This is a genomic window from Colwellia sp. MB02u-14, from assembly GCF_014076915.1.
Taxonomy (GTDB): Bacteria; Pseudomonadota; Gammaproteobacteria; order Enterobacterales; family Alteromonadaceae; genus Colwellia_A.
Map to the genome: position 1 here is coordinate 176,094 of NZ_JACGUX010000085.1, position 22,236 is coordinate 198,329.

Annotated in this window: 17 protein-coding genes; 9 read left to right on the forward strand and 8 right to left on the reverse strand. The window is 36.8% G+C overall.

Annotation, left to right across the window (positions count from 1 at the left end):
* Positions 1-8 precede the first annotated feature (8 nt).
* From H4J52_RS15980 to H4J52_RS15990, 3 genes are all read right to left on the reverse strand, one after another.
* A complete protein-coding gene (locus tag H4J52_RS15980) occupies positions 9-3,188 on the reverse strand; it encodes a two-component regulator propeller domain-containing protein (RefSeq protein WP_182225151.1) in 3,180 nt (1,059 codons plus the stop codon).
* A 100-nt stretch (positions 3,189-3,288) separates the two neighbouring features.
* Positions 3,289-5,025, reverse strand: coding sequence for a S8 family peptidase (locus H4J52_RS15985; protein WP_220461104.1), 1,737 nt, complete (start codon positions 5,023-5,025; stop codon positions 3,289-3,291).
* Positions 5,026-5,318: 293 nt separating this feature from the next.
* Complete coding sequence (locus H4J52_RS15990; protein ID WP_182225153.1) at positions 5,319-7,169, reverse strand: S8 family serine peptidase; 1,851 nt, start codon at positions 7,167-7,169, stop codon at positions 5,319-5,321.
* A gap of 440 nt (positions 7,170-7,609) precedes the next feature.
* Between H4J52_RS15990 and H4J52_RS15995 the strand changes: the two genes are divergently transcribed.
* A complete protein-coding gene (locus H4J52_RS15995; protein WP_182182256.1) occupies positions 7,610-9,985 on the forward strand; it encodes a S8 family serine peptidase in 2,376 nt (791 codons plus the stop codon).
* Positions 9,986-10,205: 220 nt separating this feature from the next.
* Here the strand turns inward: H4J52_RS15995 and H4J52_RS16000 are convergent, their stop codons facing one another.
* Positions 10,206-11,009: a formyl transferase gene (locus H4J52_RS16000; RefSeq protein ID WP_182182257.1), complete on the reverse strand. Its 804-nt coding sequence runs from the start codon at positions 11,007-11,009 to the stop codon at positions 10,206-10,208.
* Between the two features lie 40 nt (positions 11,010-11,049).
* Positions 11,050-12,987 (reverse strand): S9 family peptidase, encoded by a 1,938-nt coding sequence (locus tag H4J52_RS16005; RefSeq protein WP_182225155.1) that lies wholly within the window; start codon positions 12,985-12,987, stop codon positions 11,050-11,052.
* Positions 12,988-13,446: 459 nt separating this feature from the next.
* On the opposite strand from H4J52_RS16005, the gene H4J52_RS16010 reads away from it, so the two are divergent.
* Positions 13,447-13,635, forward strand: a complete 189-nt coding sequence (locus H4J52_RS16010) for a DUF2892 domain-containing protein (RefSeq protein WP_182203383.1) — start codon at positions 13,447-13,449, stop codon at positions 13,633-13,635.
* 252 nt (positions 13,636-13,887) lie between these two features.
* Here the strand turns inward: H4J52_RS16010 and H4J52_RS16015 are convergent, their stop codons facing one another.
* Positions 13,888-14,151 (reverse strand): hypothetical protein, encoded by a 264-nt coding sequence (locus tag H4J52_RS16015; RefSeq protein WP_182223748.1) that lies wholly within the window; start codon positions 14,149-14,151, stop codon positions 13,888-13,890.
* 372 nt (positions 14,152-14,523) lie between these two features.
* On the opposite strand from H4J52_RS16015, the gene H4J52_RS16020 reads away from it, so the two are divergent.
* The 5 genes from H4J52_RS16020 (at position 14,524) to H4J52_RS16040 (ending at position 17,124) form a co-directional block, all read left to right on the forward strand.
* Positions 14,524-14,865, forward strand: coding sequence for a hypothetical protein (locus tag H4J52_RS16020; RefSeq protein ID WP_182182261.1), 342 nt, complete (start codon positions 14,524-14,526; stop codon positions 14,863-14,865).
* A 20-nt stretch (positions 14,866-14,885) separates the two neighbouring features.
* On the forward strand, positions 14,886-15,038 hold the full coding sequence (locus H4J52_RS16025; RefSeq protein WP_182182262.1) for a hypothetical protein: 153 nt from the start codon (positions 14,886-14,888) through the stop codon (positions 15,036-15,038).
* A 279-nt stretch (positions 15,039-15,317) separates the two neighbouring features.
* Positions 15,318-15,689, forward strand: coding sequence for a VOC family protein (locus H4J52_RS16030; protein WP_182182263.1), 372 nt, complete (start codon positions 15,318-15,320; stop codon positions 15,687-15,689).
* An 85-nt stretch (positions 15,690-15,774) separates the two neighbouring features.
* On the forward strand, positions 15,775-15,972 hold the full coding sequence (locus H4J52_RS16035) for a CPXCG motif-containing cysteine-rich protein (protein ID WP_182182264.1): 198 nt from the start codon (positions 15,775-15,777) through the stop codon (positions 15,970-15,972).
* Positions 15,973-16,242: 270 nt separating this feature from the next.
* Positions 16,243-17,124 (forward strand): MYG1 family protein, encoded by an 882-nt coding sequence (locus H4J52_RS16040; RefSeq protein ID WP_182225157.1) that lies wholly within the window; start codon positions 16,243-16,245, stop codon positions 17,122-17,124.
* Positions 17,125-17,214: 90 nt separating this feature from the next.
* Here the strand turns inward: H4J52_RS16040 and H4J52_RS16045 are convergent, their stop codons facing one another.
* Positions 17,215-18,396 carry a multidrug effflux MFS transporter gene (locus tag H4J52_RS16045; protein WP_182225159.1) on the reverse strand — a complete coding sequence of 394 codons (1,182 nt, stop codon included), beginning with the start codon at positions 18,394-18,396 and terminating at the stop codon, positions 17,215-17,217.
* Positions 18,397-18,678: 282 nt separating this feature from the next.
* On the reverse strand, positions 18,679-19,485 hold the full coding sequence (locus H4J52_RS16050; RefSeq protein WP_182223750.1) for a class I SAM-dependent methyltransferase: 807 nt from the start codon (positions 19,483-19,485) through the stop codon (positions 18,679-18,681).
* A gap of 478 nt (positions 19,486-19,963) precedes the next feature.
* Here H4J52_RS16050 and H4J52_RS16055 point away from each other — a divergent pair, with 478 nt between their 5' ends.
* Entirely contained in the window at positions 19,964-20,743 is a 780-nt protein-coding gene (locus tag H4J52_RS16055) for an ABC transporter substrate-binding protein (RefSeq protein WP_182223751.1), read from the forward strand.
* A 345-nt stretch (positions 20,744-21,088) separates the two neighbouring features.
* Positions 21,089-22,102 carry a M23 family metallopeptidase gene (locus tag H4J52_RS16060; protein WP_182225161.1) on the forward strand — a complete coding sequence of 338 codons (1,014 nt, stop codon included), beginning with the start codon at positions 21,089-21,091 and terminating at the stop codon, positions 22,100-22,102.
* Positions 22,103-22,236 lie beyond the last annotated feature (134 nt).

Here is a 22,236-nt window from a genome sequence, read left to right on the forward strand (position 1 = left end):
TACTCAGGCTAACCTTGCTTAACTTGGATGTTATGCTTAAGTGTCGCTAGATCAGCGCCTTGAATCACTGCTAAGTAGCTAAAGGGTTGTATCTTAGGTTCACATAAGCCAAGCCAAGCAATCGCTGGCTCTTCGCTTGTTAATGTTAAGCCAAGTTCAATCATCACGCTGACTTGATCCCACGATATTTCCATAGCTTGCTCTCTATTAAATGGATAAAAAGAATAAGCAATATTCATGGAAATTTTATCGTCGAATTGTTTTTCAAATTTACTTGCTAACCGCGCTGCTAACTCACCAGCATTGTTGTCTTTTTCATAACCAATAACAGCAAAGGTATCATCGGACCAACGAACAACTAGGTCATCGGTATTTCTGCTAAAGAGTAATAAATCAGTAATGTTAATCAGTTGGCTATTGCTAACATTAGTCAGCTCATTGACCTGAACCATTAAGACGTATAAACGGGGTAAGGTGCCTCGATGTACTGGTAGAATATTCTGATGAATTTGATTCATCAACTGGCTAGTTTGCTCAATATAAATATCAAGATAGCGGCGACTTCGTACACCAGTGACCTTATCTACCGTTGCCGACTTTTCAAGTAGTATATTAGCATGTTCAAGTTCGCTATTTTGCGATTGTAATTTTTGCGTTTTCTCTTTGACCTGCTCTTTAAGGTAAGATTTTTGTTGTTGTTCAATCAATAGTTTGCGATTCAAAAAGCGCGAGTAGACTAATAACGTTGTCGCAATGGCTATTGCATATAACAAGTAAGCCCACCAAGTATTCCAAGGTGCTGGTTTAACTAAAATATCAAGTGATATCCCAGGTTTACTCCATACGTTGTCGTTATTTCCAGCAATAATTTGCAGTGTATAACTGCCTGCAGGTAAATTGGTATAAGTGGCTCGACGTGACTTCCCTGCAGCTATCCACTCCTCATCAAAGCCTAACAAGCGATACTTATAAAGGGTTGACTCGGGGTTTGCATAGTTTAAACCGACATATTCAAAGGAAATTAGCTGATCACTGTAATCAAATTCCAATTGGCTTAAGTTAGATAAATTACTGCCGAGAGGCATAGGTTCATTCAGCTTTAATATACTGGTTAATCGTACTTCTGGAACGGACAAGCTAGTATTAATTTTTTCTGGGTTAATAGTGCTCATGCCTTTGCCTGAACCAAAATACAATGTATTGTTTGCCCCTAAAAAAACAGCACTGTGATTATATTCAAGGTCTATTAAGCCATGAGTCAGGTCAAAGTGCTTAAACTCCGAATTATCTGGAGAGTATCGAGAAATGCCCTCACTTGTACTTAACCAGATATCTGCATGAATATCCTCAACTATTCCATAAACAGTAAGGCTTTTCATCCCATCTTTTGAACCTAAATGATTAAATGAGAAGTTCTCATTTTTCATGTCTTCGTAACTCAAAATATCGAGGCCTGTTCCCTGAGTTCCCACCCAAAGATTTTTATACTTGTCTAATAACATAAACAGAGTAATATCGTTTGAAAGACTTTTTGATACATGTTTGTCGTGCATAATATGAATGAAGGTTTCAGATTTAGGATCAAAACGATTTAAACCACCTCCATAGGTAGCAATCCATAAATACCCATTATGATCCTCTAAAATATGCAAAATATGGTTACTACTAATACTTTGCTTAGATGCACTGTCGTTTTTCGTAAACCGAGTAAAACCACCATCAGCATTTAACTTATTCAGCCCTTGTTGAAAAGTAGATACCCATATATTACCCTGCTGATCTTTAATAATATCGGTAATACTATTAGCGGAGATGGAACGAAAATCATTCACTTCATGTTGATATTTAATAATATTTTTTGACTTTAAATCGATTTTGAATAAACCAGATCCACGCGTGCCCACCCAAAGAGTATCACTGTCAGGGTCAGCTAATAAGGTCATAATCCTCAGGTCAGAAAAGTATTCATTTAAATCTAGCCTAGAAATTTCAATATTATTCACTGAGAATTGGTAGATTCCCCCACTATATGTACTAAAAAGAACCATACCGTTTTTAAACTGCGCAAAACTAGTTACGTTACTATTAATTATATTCTCGTTAGTCTGCGCACTATGTTGACTGAATGTCGCCATACGAGGATCCCAGCTATTGACGCCTGTTAGAGTACCTATCCAAATCATATTATTTTTGTCTTCAAACACAGATAATATAAAGTTACTGCTTAAGCTTCGCTGATTATTTCCTTCATGTGTATACCGTTTGAAATCATTTGTTAATTCGTTGTAAATCAACAGGCCTTTATCGGTTGCTATCCATAACTGATGATGGGAATCCTGATAAATCGTTTTAATTGTATTACTAGCGATAGTCGAAACGTCATTTTCATCATAAACATAATGAGTATATTGCCCGTTTTTCGTATCATATTTTATTAAGCCATTCTCAGCGGTTCCAATCCAAACATTTCCTAACGCATCTTGATGTAAGGAATTAACAAATTTACTAATATAAACACTTGTTCCTTTATCGCCAATCTTTACCGTTTGAATAAAATCGCCTTGTAAATTAAAGACAGATATACCGCCGCCATTCGTCGCTACCCAAACTTTATTATCTTTGGTTTCAATGATTTCGTGCACTGTATTGTGAGTTAAACTATTCGGATTACCGAGCTCTTGGAGTATGTGCTTTACTTCCCATTTCCCTTGGTGTTTCGACAAAATATTAATGCCACTTTCAGTGCCTATCCATAGCTTTCCTTCAGAATCTTCAAATAAGGTATTAATCACGTCATTGCTTAATGCAATATCTTTGGTTTCAGTCGTAATATGAAAAAAATCTTCAGACTGTTCTCGATATAAATTGAGTCCGCCGCCTGTGGTTCCAATCCAAAACTGTTGTTTTGAATCGATAAAAATTCGACTGATAGCGTCTGAGCTCAACGAATTAGCCCTATCATCATTATGATGAAAACTTAAAAATTGATAACCATCAAACCGATGCAATCCTTCATGGGATCCAAACCACATAAAACCATTATCATCTTGCGCAATAGTTCTAACAAACTGGTAGGACATCGGATTGTCGACACCAAAATTTTTAAATAATTTGACTTCTTTGGCAAAAATAGAAGAGCTAACGAAGAAAATGAAGAAAATGAAGAAGAAGATTAAGTAGTTTTTCATAAAGTTATTCACTTTAGGGGAGCTAGGCATTGCACTATAAAGTTAATAATAGAACAAAAGAACAAGCCACTGAATGATTACAGTGGCTGCTGTCAAAGAGCTATTGTTGTTCTACCCACTGATTTACACCGATGGTGGCGTGGTCAATTCCATCCAGGTTTACTTTCCAAAGCACTGCATCAGTTTCAAAATTGACTTTCCAAAGCACTGCATCTGACTCAAGGTTGACTTTCCAAAGCACAGCATCTGTTTCGAAATCAACTTTCCAAAGTACTGCATCAGTTGATGCTGTATTTTTCCAATATTGATTATCTGAGCCATAATTTACCTTCCACAATACCGCACTACCGTCTACTGTACCTTCATTGAGTTTCCAAACATAATCCTCTCCCAATCCTTCGATATAAAAATTACCGTCTGAGTTTATGTTGGCAGGCCCTGAATAGTGTTCATTACCCGCGATGTCTTGTGCAATATCTAATGCTTGATTCGCACATGCTGAAGCATTACTCGCTAATGCATCCACCACATTAACCACGCCTGAACCTTGTTGAAACACGCTATAAGCAAGTTCACCGTTATTATCGAATGCGGTATGCGCACTGTCCATTAAGCGACACTTCACTTCGTCAGGAGTTAACGTTGGATCTTGTGTCAACATCAAAGCCACTACACCAGACACTACGCCAGCAGCTTGCGATGTGCCTGACATTTCAAAATATCGTCCGCCGTCATGAAATTCTGGATGTTCCTGAACTATTTGCGTATCAAAAGCCATTAAACCAGATAAATGACCGCCTGGCGCGACAATTTCTGGTTTAACAAATCCTTCGACTGTCGGGCCTGCCGCACTAAAACTAGCTACTTTGTCGTCAGCTGCATAATCAGCAGTGTAATTATCAGTCATTGCACCAACGGTAATTATATAAGGTACATTACCTGGAACGCCAATTGTCATAGGGTCAGGGCCACTGTTGCCGGCAGAAGCAACAACAACAATACCTGCTTGCCATGCTTTCATTACTGCTTGGTTTAACGGGTCTTCCCAATAGAATGAACGAACAGGACCACTGAACGACATGTTCAATACTCTTAAATTAATTTGGTCTTTAACTTGTAGGGCCCAATCAATGCCTCGAATAACATCGGCATAGGTTGCCTTGCCTTCGGCATCAAACGCTTTAATTCCAACTAAGGCAGCATTCGGCGCAACACCATAAACTTTACCGTAAACGTCATAGTCTGCATTGCCAGCAATACTGGCGACATGCGTACCGTGGCCACTTTCTTCATTACTATAATTGCTGATGTTGTTATTAATCGCATCATAAGTGCCCCAGAACTTATCTTTGCCGAATAAATCAGTCGATAAACCTAAACCAGAAGATGTTCCTTGTAACTGATCTAGGCCGGTATCTAAAAAGCCAATAGTTACACCATCACCAAAGTTGTAGGCCGAATGAGCAGCAGAGGCTTCAATCAAATCATTCACAACAGATTTTGGCTGCCACTTTCGCTTCCCCCAGGCTTTACCACCTGAGATTTCTACTTTATAATTTTCAGTAACCTGAATGTCTAACTGTGCATGCAACTGAGCTAACTGTTCAATATTAAGGGACACAGCAACAGCATTGATAATAGCTAATTGATGCGTTGGTTGAACGTTTAGCGTTGCTAATTCTGTTTGCAATAATTGATAGTTATTTGAAGAAATAATGTACGATTGCTTTTGTGCATCTACATTTTTATTAATTGTTGTATGGATCAGCCAAACAGTTACGCTGATAAGACCTAAAAGTGAGAGTGGTTTTATAATGTTTTTTACAGAAATATTCAAAATGTTTATCCCCTTTTCCCGTTACATCTTTTAAAAACGTCAGGGTAATTTAACTTTATGTTTGTAATTTATATTTAAACAATTGTACATTTAAACAATTTTTAATCATCAGTTACAAAATACACATTGACTGTGAACATAAACTAAACAAGACCCAACCTATAATAACTTGTGAGTATATCAATATAACTAAAAGCTATTAATAATTGCTAAAATAAAAATATCCAGCTCAAATAATGAACTGGATATCAACTAGTTAATGAGACTACTTCCTTGTACTAAAACGTATAAATCTAAAAATTAACGGTGGTTTCCGTAGAACAATTACTAGTTCCTTGATCACATACTTTATATGTAAACGAACCAGAAGTTCTAAAGCTGTCGGTATAAGCACCATCATTGGCCGTTGTTATTCTTAAAGAACCATTACGGATAATATCGACACTTGAAGTAACTGCACCTGACCAAGTTACGTCAACTTTATTTTTACCTTTAGCCTTGTATGCTGATGCGTCAGCAATAATATCGCCACCTTCTACTGGAGGAGGGGTAACAACGCCACCACCACAACCATTAGCAGTTAAGTAATCACTAGCCGCTTTTGCTTTAACGATACCGTGACCAAAGTAGTCATCGTGACCTGCTGTGCCGTTATCTTCAGCTGTTGATTTTAGTGCATCACGAATTTCTGTACCCGTACAGCCGTTATGATTAGACCATACTAAAGCAGCCATACCAGATACTGCTGGTGTTGCCATTGAAGTACCACTCATGAAACCGTAATCGCTAGCTCCAATGTTAATCTCAGCAGAAGAAGCGGCTAATAATGCCAAACGGTCTTCATAAGCTGCGCCAATTGCAGGAATAGTTGTCGCGTTTGCATCACCTAATGTAGCGTATAACATGCCCGCTTCATTGTTAATGATCATTGCACCAACACCACCTGAGTTTTGACAGTTTTGTACTTTGTCGTGGAAAGAAATTACACCACGGTCAATTAGACAGATATTGCCATTTGCGCCTGAATTTGTTGATTCTGCAGTGCCCATGTAAAAAGTATTGCCAGAAGCTGAACCCGCGTTCTCCATAGAAGATGAAGCAAAAGCTACCCCATCAGCACTCATTGAAGCACTGGTCGCCATGCCTGCAGGGTAAGTCGATAATGTATCAACGCCGCCAGCGGTTACTTCAACACAAATAGTCTCGTCTGTTGTTGTTGTTGTTGTGCGATTTTTACCTTTACCTGTTGTCGTTGTCGACGTACAGCTCGGAAATTGCGAGAAATCAGCAATAGCATTATTGTTGTCATTAGCACCAATCATCATTACTGAAGAGTAACCTGCTGGGAATGAACGAACATTGTTACCATCGTTACCTGCAGCCGCTACAACTAAACCACCAGATTCTGTAAATGCTTTAAAGGCGTTTTCTTCAGTGCTGTTTGCACCACCGCCACCCAAACTCATGCTGATAATATTCGCGCCAGCGCCAGAACAAATGTTTGCTGCATAAGCTAAGTCAGAAGAATATCCCCAACCTGCTTCGTTAAATACTTTAACAATGTGCATATCAACGCCAGGTGCCATACCAACAACACCAAAACCGTTGTCTGCAGCACCAATGGTCCCAGCTACGTGAGTCCCGTGCGGGCCACCGTTTTCATCCCAGTTACCTGTGCCTGAATCATTAGTACCTGTAATGTTGTTCCAAATGAAATCTTGGTTAGAGCGATCTAAGCCTGAATCGATGACACATACCTTCATACCTGCGCCAGCATTAAAGTTAACTTGGTCAGCTTGAGATTGAACAACCGCATAAGGGGTAAGTTGAGTTGTCGCAGGGTTGCCTACGGTATCACTATATACAGAAAGTGGCACACGACGTTGATCTTCTTCGATCATTTGAATATGTGGGTTATTTAATAAACCTTTAACTTGGCTTAGGTCCTTACCGGCGAATGAAGCTGCGATAAAACCTTTGCCGTCAACTTTTAATTCGCCGCCTAATTTTTTAGCGAGTGCTTTAACAAGGCCTTTTTTACTGTCGTCTACTTTAATAATATATCGATCATCGGCAGCTTGTGCTGAAAATGCTGCGGTAACGGCTAAGGCAATAATTGATGTCGTAAATTTAGAAGCTTTCATATGTTCCACTCTCTCTTATCTATAGGGACGTTGTTTATATTATTTTTATGATCAACGTTATGTTTTATTTTATTGAGCAGTCCTTACTATCTTGATGATGACTTATTTATCTTTGTTAAATCAGTATCGTGCATCTTGCATAATTCGATAATATCAAGTCAGAAAATATTCCCTAGCAAAATAACGACAGCTTTTCGAACACGCACGACAAAATAAAAATAAAACGTATTATTTCATGCAGATAATGACAAAAACAAAAACAAACCTGTCGCTTTATTATGAAAAAAAGTCTGTGATTTGCTAGTTAAAATAGTGCAAACAAGCCATTATTTTTGCAGTGGGTTTTCACCTATTAAAGCAATACATAATAAAATACGTTGAAGGTAGCCTAGGCAAACGTTCAAATTAAACGTAAAAATAAACGATGGAGTTTATATCAGATGAGAAATAACAAACGCCTTGCACTCAGTGCAGTAGCCTTATCTATTCTAACCGTAACTAGTGCGGCAAGTTATGCGAGCCAAGCTAAAATTAATAAAGTAAATAAAAGCGGAATGGAATCTGCCCAATCAACAACATTAAGTTTTGCTGATTGGCGTGCACAACAAATGCTCGAAAAGCAGGATTTTACTGATCGTTTAATTGTTAAATATAAAAACAAGAAGAACGGAAAAGCAATTCCTCCAGGATTAGCCAAAAAAGCAGGCTTATCGTTAAAGCACGAAAAGATTTTGAAAAATGGTCATCACATTATTTCTTTTGGTAAAGAAAAGAACATTAAAGATGTGAAAACCATGATCAACCGCATGAAAAAAGATTCGTCAATTGAGTTCATTGAACCTGATTACAAACGCTTTTTAATGGCGCAAAATCAACCTTGGGGTATAGCACAAACACAATCAGACCAATTAACTGATAACGACGGCGCAAATATGACCGTGTGTATTATTGATTCTGGTTATGAACAGGCAAACCCTGATTTAAATGCTAACAATGCTTCAGGTACCAATAACTCAGGGACAGGGAATTGGTATCAAAATGGCGGTTCTCACGGCACTCATGTAGCCGGTACTATTGCTGGTGTTAATAACAGTGAAGGTGTTGTTGGTATTATGCCAAACACCAATGTAAATCTGCATATTGTTAAAGTATTTAATGAAGCGGGTTGGGGTTATGTTGGCGAGTTAAGTGATGCAGTTGATACTTGTGTAAATAATGGCGCAAAAGTTATTAACATGAGTTTAGGTGGTGCAGGTTCAAGTGTTACGGAGAAAAATGCATTACAATCCGCTGCAGATTCTGGCGTATTATTAGTTGCCGCTTCAGGTAACGATGGCAATACCACATTATCTTACCCTGCTTCTTATGACGCTGTTATGGCTGTTGGCGCACTTGATAGCAACAATCAACATGCTGAGTTTTCTCAATACACTAGCCAAGTTGAAATATCTGCGCCAGGTGAAGCTGTTTTATCAACCGTTGCTGGCGATGGTCGCTTAGGCTTTATTAACTTAGGTTCAACAACTTATGCTAATGATATTGTGCCACAAACTCATTACATTGAAAGTGGTGGTAGCTTCATCGTAAGTAATGTTGATAGCAGTGCAAACGGTGTATTAGCAAGTTGTACACTTTCAGGCAGTAGCTATAGCTGTAGTAATGTTGCTGGCAATATTTGTTTAGCAGAACGTAATGGCAACCAAAAAGGCAGTAATTACCCCGAAATAAACCCAGCTAAAGCTTGTGCTGATGCAGGTGCCTCTGGCGTTATTGTTTATAGTGACAGTACTCGTCCTGGCTTACAAAATCCATTCTTAGTTGATTCTACTAACGCTGTTTCAGTGCCTAGTGTTTCGGTTAGTCGTGCTCTAGGTCAACAGTTATTAACGCAGTTAGGTAGTGCAGCCACGTTAACGGTTAACGGCTCGCAAAACTATGCTTATTATAATGGTACTTCAATGGCAACACCTCATGTTGCCGGTGTTGCCGCAATAGTTTGGAGTAACAACATTGATTGTAACGCTGATGAAGTACGAAGCGCTTTAAAATCAACGGCTATTGATCTTGATGTTGCGGGTCGCGATGACAAGACAGGTTTTGGCTTAGTACAAGCTAAAGCAGCGTCTGATGCATTAGCCGCAACTTGTGGTGGAAGTGTAACACCACCACCGCCACCAACTGGTGATGATGTATTAAGTAATGGCACGACCAAAACTGGCTTAGCTTCAAGTGCTGAACTTAGCTTTACGATGGAAGTTCCAGCGGGTGCAACAGACCTAAACTTTACGATGGCTGGTGGAACTGGTGATGCTGATTTATACGTTAAATTTGGCTCGGCACCCACAAGTTCTAGCTATGATTGTCGTCCTTATGCAGGTGGTAACTCAGAAAGTTGTCCTATTAGTACAGCACAAGCGGGCACTTATTATGTGAAAATTGTTGCCTACTCAGCCTTCACTGATGTTAACTTAACCGGTAGCTTTACCGAACCAGCAACAGGTGGTGGAGCAACAGGTGGCAGTGCATCTTTAACGGATATTAGTGTCGCTCGTCAAGCATGGACTTATTACACCATTGACGTACCAGCTGGCATGGCAACAGTAGACTTCACGATGAGTGGTGGTTCTGGTGATGCTGATTTATATATTCGACGTGGCGCACAGCCAACGTCATCAACTTATGATTGTCGCCCTTACAAAGGTGGCAATAATGAAGCCTGTTCATTTACCAGCCCTGTAGCAGACACTTGGCATATCGGTATTTACGGCTATTCAGCTGCTAGTGGTGTAAGCTTGGATGTTGTTTATAATCCTTAGAACCTCATAAATTAGCGATTATATTAATGGTAAAAATTAAAGGGGGGGCATTATTAATGCTCACCCCTTTTTATTTACAACAACAACCCAGTATAAAGTTGGTATATAACTCATAAACAACCAGCAATAATGAAGATGAAATTAATCGTTGGGTTTAATGGGTTCAACGGTTCAACGGTTCAACGGTTCAACAATACCTTAGTCAAACTAAAATTTATACTTACAGATAATATTGTTGTATAAATTCAATATACTCTTGCTCATCAATGATTTTAAAACCACTTTGTTCAAAGTCTAGACATTCATTTTTATTTGGAAAGGTAAAATAGCTAGCACTCTTTTCTTGTGGCTGAGAACAAAGTAACTCGTCATTTTCAAGTGTTTCAATAGCCGCTAATATATCGGTTGCACCTTGCTTATAAAGCTCAAGCACATGCCATAAATAAGCTTTCTCTCTATTAACTCGTGCGGTAGAAGTCTTGATTATTTGTCCTGCATCTATCGAACCATCGTCAATGGTGTGCAGTGTAGTACCTATTTTATTGTCGTTATTTTTCATTGCCCAAAACGTCGCCATCACGCCTTTATACTTAGGTAATATGCCAGAATGCAGATTAATAATGCCTTTGGTAGGAATATTAATAACCTTTTCTTTTAGAATGCCACCAAAGCGTATCGAAACAATAAGTGCGGGCGCCAACTCGTTCAAACCATTAATCATCTCAGGCGAATTAATTTGCTTGACATCTCGAATCGCTGAATTTAAAAAGACGCTAAAGCCATCAAAAGTTTTATAGGTATTGTTAGTACTTTTAATCTTAGGAATTAGCGGACTTAGCAGTTGGTTAAACAAGTCTTGCTCGAAAAACTTTAGCGTCTTTAATGGCGTTGGTATCACATTGCTTTTGCCTACTTTAGCTGATAACCACAGATGAACCTCATGGTGTTTACAGGCCTCTGGTAGCAGTTTATTCAGTGCAAAATTACTCGCTAAATCTTTATTAGCCAAAAATAAAATTTTCATAATTAAGCTCTTTTGCCTATTTTATATTAAGAATACATCATCACTTTGGGCTGACTAAATGTTGTTTCAAAAATTCGTCAATGGCTGTAAAAGCTTTGTGTCGATTACGCTGAATAGACAAATAGTGGTCGCCGTCTGCCAATTCAATATATTCAACTGGCTTATTTAAGTCTAATAGCTTCTGGTAAAATCTTTGGCTTTGACGAACATTAACCACGGTATCGCTGGCACCATGGAGTAATAACATAGGTATATTAATTCGCTTTGCCTGATAAAAGGGTGAACGGGCGATCAAGTTGTCAACATCTTTACCCATTTGGTGTTCTACAAATTTCTTATTCGTGTAGTAACGACTCTTAAAAACAATATTTCGAAGGTCGCTCACTCCGGCAAAACTGACGGCGCACCGAAATAAGTCAGGTGTTTTTACCGCTGCCATGGCCGCCGCATAACCACCATAACTTCCACCAACAATACAGATACGCTTTGGATCAGCAATTTTTTCTGTAACCAACCAGTTTGTGGCATCAGTTAAATCATCTTGCATAATCAAGCCCCAGTTTTTCATTTGGCTTTGAGAAAATTCATAACCGTAACCAGATGACCCACGAAAGTTAGGTCGAAATACTGCATATCCCCTATTAACAAAAAATGAGCTCCAATAATCAAAACCATTACTATCACGAGCTCCTGGACCACCGTGTGGAAATAATATAGTTGCGATTGGCCCTTCACTGCCAGTTGGTAAGCTAAGAAAACCCTCTATCGTTGTTCCATCCGCAGCTGTGTATTTAACAAGTTTATGCGCGGTTAAATTAGCACCTTTAAGTGCCGGATATTGAGTCATCAAACGATTTACTTTACCGGTTTTTCTATTGGCTAAATAATAAATACCTGGCGTGTAATCATTCTCAACATAGAAAATATAAACATATTCATCTTCACTAAAGTCAACAAGATAATTTGTTGTTTTAGGTCGCGCTGTATCTAACCTTTGTTGAAGGCTCTTACGACTTTCATCCCAATAAATATTACCACTTATATGGTGAATACCAATTACACTACGAGTTTTTTTTGAATAAATAAGTGCGCCATCAACATCATAATCTTTATCAGCAAAAACTAATTGATGAATATCAGTACTTAGGTCAACCTTATAAAGCGCTTTTTTATCATTATTGTATTGAGTGTAATAAAGAATATTAGGGTTTTTATCAAAACCAAGCGCAGTTATCGGGGCATCTTCCAAGCTGTTATATTGAAATAAAATCTGCCAGTTTTGGTTATCACCCTTACGGACAAATATTTTGGCTGCTCCTGTTTTATAGTTTAAAGCACGGCCTAACCTAACAAAGCCCTGCTGATCGGTCATCCATTGTCTAATTTTTAATTTATGGTTTTCTACTTTATTAGCCTTAGCAGTATTTATATTGAGTTTAAATACGCTAGGTAAATTTGCATTTTCAGCATCGAGAGCAATAAGTATATGCGTGGGGTCATCGCGTAATAAATCAATCACCTTATCTTCATGTTGAGAATAGTGTCGCCTACTATAAATCGTTGATGCATTGATTAATCTTCGTTGTTTTGTTTGTTCAGCGCCGACATCAATCGCTAACAACTGAGTATGATCAACTTTTTCTGTATTCATGTGTCTAGAGAATTTTGCCGCCAGTAATACGGTTTCATTATTGGCCCATTTGAACCACCTTATTTGATTAATCAGATTATCTGTCTGAAGTAAGGTCTTAAACTCACCGCTCTTTAAATCAATATAAATAAGGAGTGTTAAATCTGGATTTTCTACATTTTTCAGATAAGCAATTTTACTTCCATCTGGAGATAACGCTGGTGATTTAATACTTGGCAATCGACTAAATGCTTCAACGGGTAACTCTACCGCAACAACATTACTGATAAAAAATATAACCAAACAAAAAAAGAAAGTACTAGAACGATAAATGGCTTTAATATTCATTTATTATTGCCCAACAATTTGTTTTAAAGAAACTATTGGTAACGCTAAAGAAGGTAATGCCATTTTGTTCAGTGGGTAAAAGGTGAGTACCTGAAATTTTATATTTGCCATTTTTACATACAATTCTTTGGTTAAATTCCTGTCAATTACTGCACCCGTTATCGAAAAAACGAGACTTTATATTACGGGTGTGACTCAAATTAGCAGTGACATAAAAAGTCACTCACTGTGATTAATTGTTTCTCAATAAACTTGGTTATACATTTATCAAAATCATAGCAAGTTAAGCTTATTATTAGAGTATCTGTGTACTCTATATTTAAGAACTATCGATATCGTTTAATATAAATGTTAAATCACTATTAATAGAAGACCTGTCAATAAGCAATATTAGTATTTGCTAATTTAACAAAATCTAATATAATACTAATTTAACCATGCCAATCTCACGGAGTTACCATGACTAAGAACGATGCATTAAGACTAATAGCAGGCACAATGATACTTATTTCACTTATTTTAACCGTAACATTATCAATAAACTGGTTATGGTTTACTGCTTTTATTGCGGTCAACTTAATACAGTCATCATTTACTAAATGGTGCCCTATGATGGTTTTATTAGAAAAAATTGGCCTAAAAGATTAACCAAAGATTTTATTCTAGCAACAAACTCAGCGAATATTCTGAACCATCCTTATTAAGGAGTATTAAATGCAATGACTCCCTTTGGGCTTATTCATTAATGCTTTAGTTTAGTGTGCCAACAGCCAGAAATTTGTATCCTTCTATGGCGATTAGCTGATCGCCTATTTTATCTGCTGGTCAGTCTGTCTTAACCGTTAATATATCAATATTTTATACGATTAATGTTGTAGACAAAATTAATCGTATTACTATTTATAATCGAGTTATTTTTTCGTTTAGGTTGTAGTTTTTATCGGTAACGATAGCTTCCAATACCTCTATTCGACTTAATTGGTCACCCAGTGTTTTATTAACCGCTGCCGCGACTTCTGTCTCTAAATTAGCTTTTTCTAATGTCAACGCTTCGACTTCTAATGCTTTTATCTTCTTTTTATTGGTACTTAACACCAAAATAATTAAAAAACTCACTAAAAAAATCACAGCGATACTTAAAAATACCCACAGGTTTATATTCATGGCTAGGTTGTCTCATTATTTATTAAATAAAAAGCCTATCTTGCAAAGTTTATTCCTTATATATTTTATCATTATTTCAAGTACTTAAAAAATGATAATTTGAAAGTATGGCTATATTAGCTAAGCTTTAGCGAAGATTACTATTATTTCGCAGTATCCCTTTAGCGAAGATTACTATTATTTCGCAGTATCCCTTTGGCGATACATTTTAATCAGTTCACCTTATAACGATTAAGCTGTCTGCCATAGCACCGCTAACTTAGCAGGATTAAAGCCCATTAAATATTTATAATTTCACCATGAGATTTATTCCCTCGACTAGCTATATTCTGCTATGTTTATTGTAAGATCACCGATTGAAAAGAAAGTAAAATGACTATAACTTGTAAAATAAAGTTATGCTTTGTTAATATCCTTCTTACCACATCATCGCCACTCATCGCTAATACCTACAAGGTAATTTCTTACGATCCTGCCAATCCTCCACACAATATCTCTACAGTAGGTCAACAAGGCAAGGCTACAATATCAGGCATATTTGCCGACATATTTCATCAAATAGGAGAAGTTACCGGCGATACTTTTATAATGGTTATAATACCTGCCGCTAGAGCTATGCTTGAATTTGACCTTGCCCGTGTTTATATTGAACCTGGAATTAACTCTACTTCGCGCAGTAATTCAAAAAATAGGTTTGTATTCCATTGCCTATGAAAATGTTGAGGAAGTGATTGTTGGCTAAACGCATTGACCAAATTTTTACCAGTAAATCCTTGATAGGATATATGAAAAGACATGTTCAAGCTTTAAGAGATATTGTTGTTGGAGACGTAGTAAGCTCTGTAGAAGTTATGATACGTCAACACCAAACAAAAGAGAACATTTAACAAGGTTAAATAAAGCGTTGTTACAAACGATAAACGTATTGAAAACATTATTGCTAAGTACAAATAAATATACTTACTTACGATGACCACACCAGTATGAGACTGACCTTAGGTGTAATAAAAGTTTCGCCTAAATGAGAATAGTAGTATATTTTTAGAATAATTAGCTTATGCTAGTTTAAAAATTAAAGACTTAAATCGCAACATCTACTAGTGGTTTACGAGCCTATTAAGGCCAACGCTGTACTTTACATAAATCAAAATAAAAGAGGAATATCTATGCTTAGCTATGCAACCATCGGTGTAACCGATTTAGACAAATCAGAAGCCTTTTATAATGAACTATTAGCCCCTATGGGTGCAAAAACACTAATAAAAATGGAGCGTATTATATTTATTGGTAAAAGTATGAAAGAACCCATGCTTGCTATTTGTACTCCCTATAACGAAGCACCTCAAAACTGTGGAAACGGTAATATGCTCGCTATTGCTCCCGGTTCTAAAGAACAATGTAATGAAATGTACCATAAAGCCATCGCTTTAGGTGCAACCTGCGACGGTGAACCAGGACAGCGTATTCCTGACGTGTTTTATGGCGCTTATTTTCGTGATTTAGATGGTAATAAAATCGTTTTTAATCACTTTGGTTAATCGTCACGACTCAAGCATAGCCTAGTGCGGTGCTTGAGTATGGCTTTGCATCGACATGCTTTATAAAAATAGGAAAACCTAAAAATTGCATCAATTAACAAAAAAACACATTGGGTGCCCTTACTGTGGCGAAACAATTAAAGTGCTCATCGATTCAGCCGACATAAATCAACAGTACATTGAAGATTGCCAAGTATGCTGTAAACCCATTAATTTTTTAGTTTCTGAAAGTATGGATGGTGACCTTGATGTTAACGTTTATAGTGAAGATGAAGCGTTTTAATAAATCCCTAGGCAGTCAATATAGCTAACGTATAGCTGTTAATTACATTATTTTTCGCCCTTCATCTTACCCCATTATATTATTACCCTTTACTGAGCTTTACGTCTTGATATTGTCGTTATTAAAAACCCGCTGTTGTTGTTCACTGTCTTCGTATAGAATCCGCAGTATAATTTCTACTTATTAACGTCTTCCCTTATTGGCAAGTCTAAAAGAGTAAAATTAACTAGCTACACCTTCTTATTCCTTTCTAAAATGATATAAAAAAACATGAATGATATAACTATAGCAACTCACAACGGTAATTTTCATGCAGATGACGTCTTCAGCATCGCTGCACTAAAAAACATCTTTCCTTCTTTTAAACTCATACGCACCCGTAATTTAGAGCTTATCGGCCAGGCAGATATTGTGATTGATGTAGGTGGCGAATATAACGCAGATGACGGCCGTTTTGACCATCATCAACGTGGTGGAGCCGGTGAAAGAGAAAATGGTATTCCTTATTCTTCATTTGGTTTGATTTGGCAAAAATATGGTCTTGAAATATGCCAAGGTAATCAAGAAGTCGCTAACTCTGTTGATGCAGGTTTAGTATCAACAATTGATGCTATTGATTGTGGTTATGCTGAAGGTGTGACTAAAGGCATAAACCAAGGTATTAGCCTGAGCCAAACTATTTCAATGTTTAACCCTACTTGGCAAGAAGAAAGTCACTTTGACACTTGTTTTAATGAAGCTGTTGATTTTTCAGCACGTGTTCTAACACGATTTATAGCCTCTGCAAATGGCGGAATTAGTGCAAAAGAAATTGTCGCTAAAGCTATTGATGATGCAAAAGATCCAAGAGTGATTGTGTTAGAGAAATATACGCCATGGAAAAGAACAGTTCACGCTTTATCTGATCAAGCTTTATATATGATTTACCCTTCTCAATCTGGCCAATGGAGAATTCAAACTGTGCCTGTTGAACCGGGGTCATTTGAAGATAGAAAACCATTGCCTAAAGAATGGGCGGGCTTATCTGATGATGCACTTAAAGCAGTAACGGGCATTGATGATGCAATGTTTTGTCATAATGGTTTATTTATTGCGGGCGCAGAATCATTTGAAAGCACAATGGAAATGGCATCAATAGCACTTCAAGCATAATTAAATATCTATAAAATGTGAATATTCGAATATTCGAATATTCACATTTTCATTAATCCTGATATTTTATCACCTGAAAAAATAATAAGTTTAATAATTATCTAGCATAATATGTCGTTTCACTTGTGGTAATTTCCATATCACATAGACCGGAATGATGGTTAGCATCAGTAAAGCCAACTGCTCAGCTTCATTTAGTGGCAACAATTGTAAGCAGTAAACAATAACCGCCGAACCACTCATTTGTATAAATCCTAATAGGGCTGAAGCTGACCCCGCTTTTTTACCAAAAGGCGCAAGCGCTTGTCCTGCACAAGCTCCCATAAGCAACGAAAAACCAAGTGAACTAATCATTATGGGTAGCATAAAAGCGACAGGCGTTTGCCAAGCTAACAAGGCTAACATTAACAAGCCAGCAAAGATCAGTAAAACCATACCAAAGCCTATTGTCACCCTTGCACCAAACTTTACTAGAATCTGAGGAGCCTGAAAACAAGCAACAATGTTAATCGCTGCGTTTACGCTAAACCAATACACAAAGCTCTGCTGATCTAAACCTAATGTCACCATTAACCATGCAGGAGAGCTACTCACATATGCAATAATAATTGCCATAGCTAACATAACAACCAAAGCATTAAACAAAAATACCGGGTGTTTCAATACAGGCATAAAGTGATCAATAGAAATAAGATTCTTATGTTTTTCTGTGTGCTCAGGTCTTGTTTCTTTAAGGGTAAAGAATAAAATTAAACCTGCAAAAATAGCGTATCCCGCCATAAATTCAAAATTACTACGCCAACCAAAATACTCTGTTAATACATTGCCTAATAAGGGTGCAAGTGCTGGAATACAACATATAGCGCTATTTAAATAAGAGTACATAACACCACTCTCAATCGCATTATATTTATCACGCACACTGGCAAAAGCCGCCACAACGATTGCACAGGCACCAAAGCCTTGTATTAAACGACTCATAAGAAAAAGCGTTAAACTATCGGAATAAGCAGACATGATAGAAGCTAAGCCATAAATGATTACCCCGCCAATCGCGATAGGTCGACGCCCATACCGATCAGCCAGTGGACCACTGATTAGCTGGCCAAATCCCATGCTTAAAATAAATATCGTTATACTCCACTGCATTTGTGTCATAGGCACAAAAAATTCTTTCGCCATCATGGGCAAAGCGGGTAAAAATATATCTATCGCTAATGGGCTAAAAATAACCATTAAAATCAGTAGGGGTAAAAGTTGTTTATTTGTCATTTAAGCCTCAACAATGATGACTGCGTATTATAGGATATTGGTCTTAGGAGCAGAAGCGAAGTATCAATTTATGTGAGATTATTTTCTGAGTGTGTCAAAAGCTTAGAGTTAATTCTTGAAAAGTTGTTGTTAGCTCGTATTATCGGGTAAAACACCATCATTGCTTCGAATTGATGTTAAACCGATGAGGTCAATAGCGAGCTAATTTTTTATCCGAATATTGAAGAACGAACAAACGCCAACGCTATATCGTTAACGTCTTAGATGCCGTTTAACCTTACCCTATTTTAGGTTTTTAAAACGTAATACAAACCTACTGGTATTACTATTAGGGATATCCCAGATTTTCTTAGATTTATCGTCACGGGTATTTTTTAAAATATCTAATTCACCATCGAAGACAAACCCAGCATCAGACATTTCACTTTTAACAATTTGAGGATCAATGCGGTGCAAAGTATTGCCAACATTGCTAGGTGCACCTTTTACTGCTTCATGATCTATTATACCTATAATACCGTTTGGCTTTAAAAACCTTCTAAAGTTAGATAATACTTTTTCAACGGCTATTTTTTCAGCTCCATCCATCACATAATAAAAGTCATGGTACCCCAAAATTAATAGTATTGTATCAATGCTATTTTCTTCTAACTCTAAGTTATTCAGAGAGATATCTATTCGTTTAGTATTCGCTAAACGCTCCCCGTTACCTAAACGTTCAGATAAACTTTTACCATAATATTTTAAAAAATGTTTATCATTATGGATAATAACTTTACCTTTAGAACCCACAACCCCAGAGAGTATTTCTGAGTAATAACCGCTACCTGCCAATACATCAAGAACAACAGTTTCAGGGGTAACATTAAAAAAAGTTAATATTTCTGTAGGCTTCCTATGCTCGTCTTTAAGATAATCAGGCTTCGTTCTTTTATCATCATTAAGTACAGCTTCAATTGTCTGCATAGACAGAATATTCGCCTTTGTTTCTGCTTTAATTCCTACGTTTAGATCAGTGTTATTTTCAAGAGCACTTGTATTCAAGCTAACAAACAGTAGATAAATAGATATCAGCATCCAATTCTTCATTATAATTAATCCCTTTATTTTTAATTGATTGATTTTTAGTCTACTAATTCTTTCGTATACTGTAAAGGCGTGATTATTTCAATGAAATAAGAGACCTGTAACATTATATTTTATATAGCAAAGTCTTAAAAGCACGTTTAAAATTATGATGATTTAAAGCGCTTCTCCACCGTTAATAATCGACTGTTAAATGGCAAGTGCTCTAACATTAAAGCCATTAGGATAAATGGCTTTAATGATTACTTAGTGGGCTAAGAAGATAAAGAAGAGCGTTTATTCGAGCTATTACTTAATAATGATTGTAGATAACTCTTCGCACTTACACTGAACAAACCGCCAAAAAAGATTAAGATTAATCTTTCTAAAGTAGCAGATAAAAGTGAGATAAAATATTTTTTGGTTTATCTGTTAATAAATAAATTTAAACCTATTATAGTGTGTATATCATATGAGGCGTAACTTCAGGATGTAGCAACCATTGATAGTTAATCTAAAAAAAATCATTAGCCCTTTAATATTATTACTCTCTTTTGTATGTTCATTATCTGAAGCGCAATATAATGACAACTCCCCTCATGTAAATATTGTGACAGAGCACTTACCTCCTTTTCAAATATCCACACCGACTGAAATACAGGGTTTCGCAACACAAATTATTGTTACAGCATTCTCAAATACGCCGTATTCGTATGATATTAAAGTCTTCCCATGGTCTCGCTCTTACAATATGGCACTTAAAAAAGAAAACACGTGTATATATTCAATGGCTAGAACCTCTGAGAGAGAAGATAAGTTTATTTGGGTACATACGATTGCTAAACGAAATGCTTCCCTTATTGCTTTAAAAAGTCAGAATTTGACTATCACTTCGCTAGATGATGCGAAAAAATATAATACAGCAGTGATTCGTGATGATGTAACACACCAATTTTTATTGAGTGAAGGGTTTCAAGAAGGAGTTAATTTATATGTACTTAATGATACTTTTTCTTTGTTTAAATTGTTATCTCTGCGCAAAGGTATACATTTTATCTTAGTGGATGCTAATACCGTTGAACCTCGCTCACAATATGACAAACTTGATCCTCATTCATTTGAAAACGTTTTCCAGATAAATGAACAACCATTAGATTATTATTTAGCATGTAATAAAAAAACATCGCCTGAAATAATTAAAACAATACGACAATCAATTACTGACATGAAAAAAAATGGGCAAATAGACAAAATAATAAACAAATGGCAATACTCACAATAAAAGTCAGTTATTAGGAAGCTACTCGTGTAATGTTGTTCTTCAGCCATGTCCGCTCTAGATCAAAACATTCAGAATAAATCTCTAAATGCCAACTTCCGCATTGTGCGCTAAGCGGAATAAGCCACAAATCTACTTGCCATATGTTTTCTAATGGATCATTCCTGTCATATCGCTAAGGAGTCTCAGTAATATCCAAGCACTTACAAAAACCAAACACTTTTAGTATCTAAAAGATTGAAATTGTGGGATATTACTCCGAATTAAATTTAGGTTATGGAGCTGACATTACTGAGAAGTATCCATAATAAGCTATTGACCACGAAATCACTGCCATATGGAGATGGAATGAAAAAATTTAGACTGATTGTATTGTGTTTACCGGTTGTTCTATTAGCGTTTTCTACGCTATCAGGAATGCTAATGAACTACTTATTTGTATTCCTGCTCTTATCTGCAATAACCATGATAGTGACGTTTATTGTTTCTCTTGTAAAAAAACAGGTCGATTGGGGTTTTTCATATAGAGAGCAAGGATCGGGCATTTACCTTCGTCAGGGTTTTCTAAGGAATGCGACTTGGATTATTATTGGCTATTGTATTTACACAGCAGTTATACCGATTCAATTTTCATCTACTGATTTTACTGTCATCACAGTCATGATATGGGGTTCAGTGGTTACACTCTGTCTTTTGGATTGGATGCCTCGGAAACAAATAGGTAAGTCGCTCAATGTTACCCTTTCCATATTTTTGATTTTTTTAATTTATCAGCTCGCCATAATATATTTTCCGGTAAAATCTACTGATAGTATTGTACTGATTCCTCCATTCAAAGGCGATTGGTATGTTTTACATGGTGGCAATAGTCCGTTAATAAACCATCACCATTTTGTAGGGTCGCAAAAATACGCTATGGATATTTTGGCTCCTGAAGATGGAAAGCTACCATTTGAACAAATAACTGACTTACAGAAATATAAGACGTTTGGTAAATCTCTTTTTTCTCCCGTCGATGGAGTGATCGTATCAATTGAAAATTCACTTCCAGATCAAAAGATAGGTGAGACCGATCGACAAAATATTGCGGGTAATCATGTGGTCATTAAAACAGAAACTGATATATTTATACTAATGGCGCATCTTCAATATAACAGCTTATTAGTAGCTGAAGGAGATAGCGTTAAAATCGGGCAAGAAATCGCAAAGATAGGCAATTCGGGGAACACCTCTCAGCCTCATTTACACATACAAGCAATGACAGCCATAAATTTTATGGACCCGAAAACCAAACCTGTCCCCATATCTTTCAAAATAAGTAAACAAAAACCAGTGTTTTATAAAAGAAATGATATTTTTTAAGTCTATCGGGCTAACAACACGCCCTGAGGTGGACAACTAGTAAAATTTAGCTATTTATTGCAAATTTTAACAGTGGCGATCCTCTTCGTTTTAATGCTTCTAAATATTTTGATTCGTTGTAGGGCGTCTTCGTT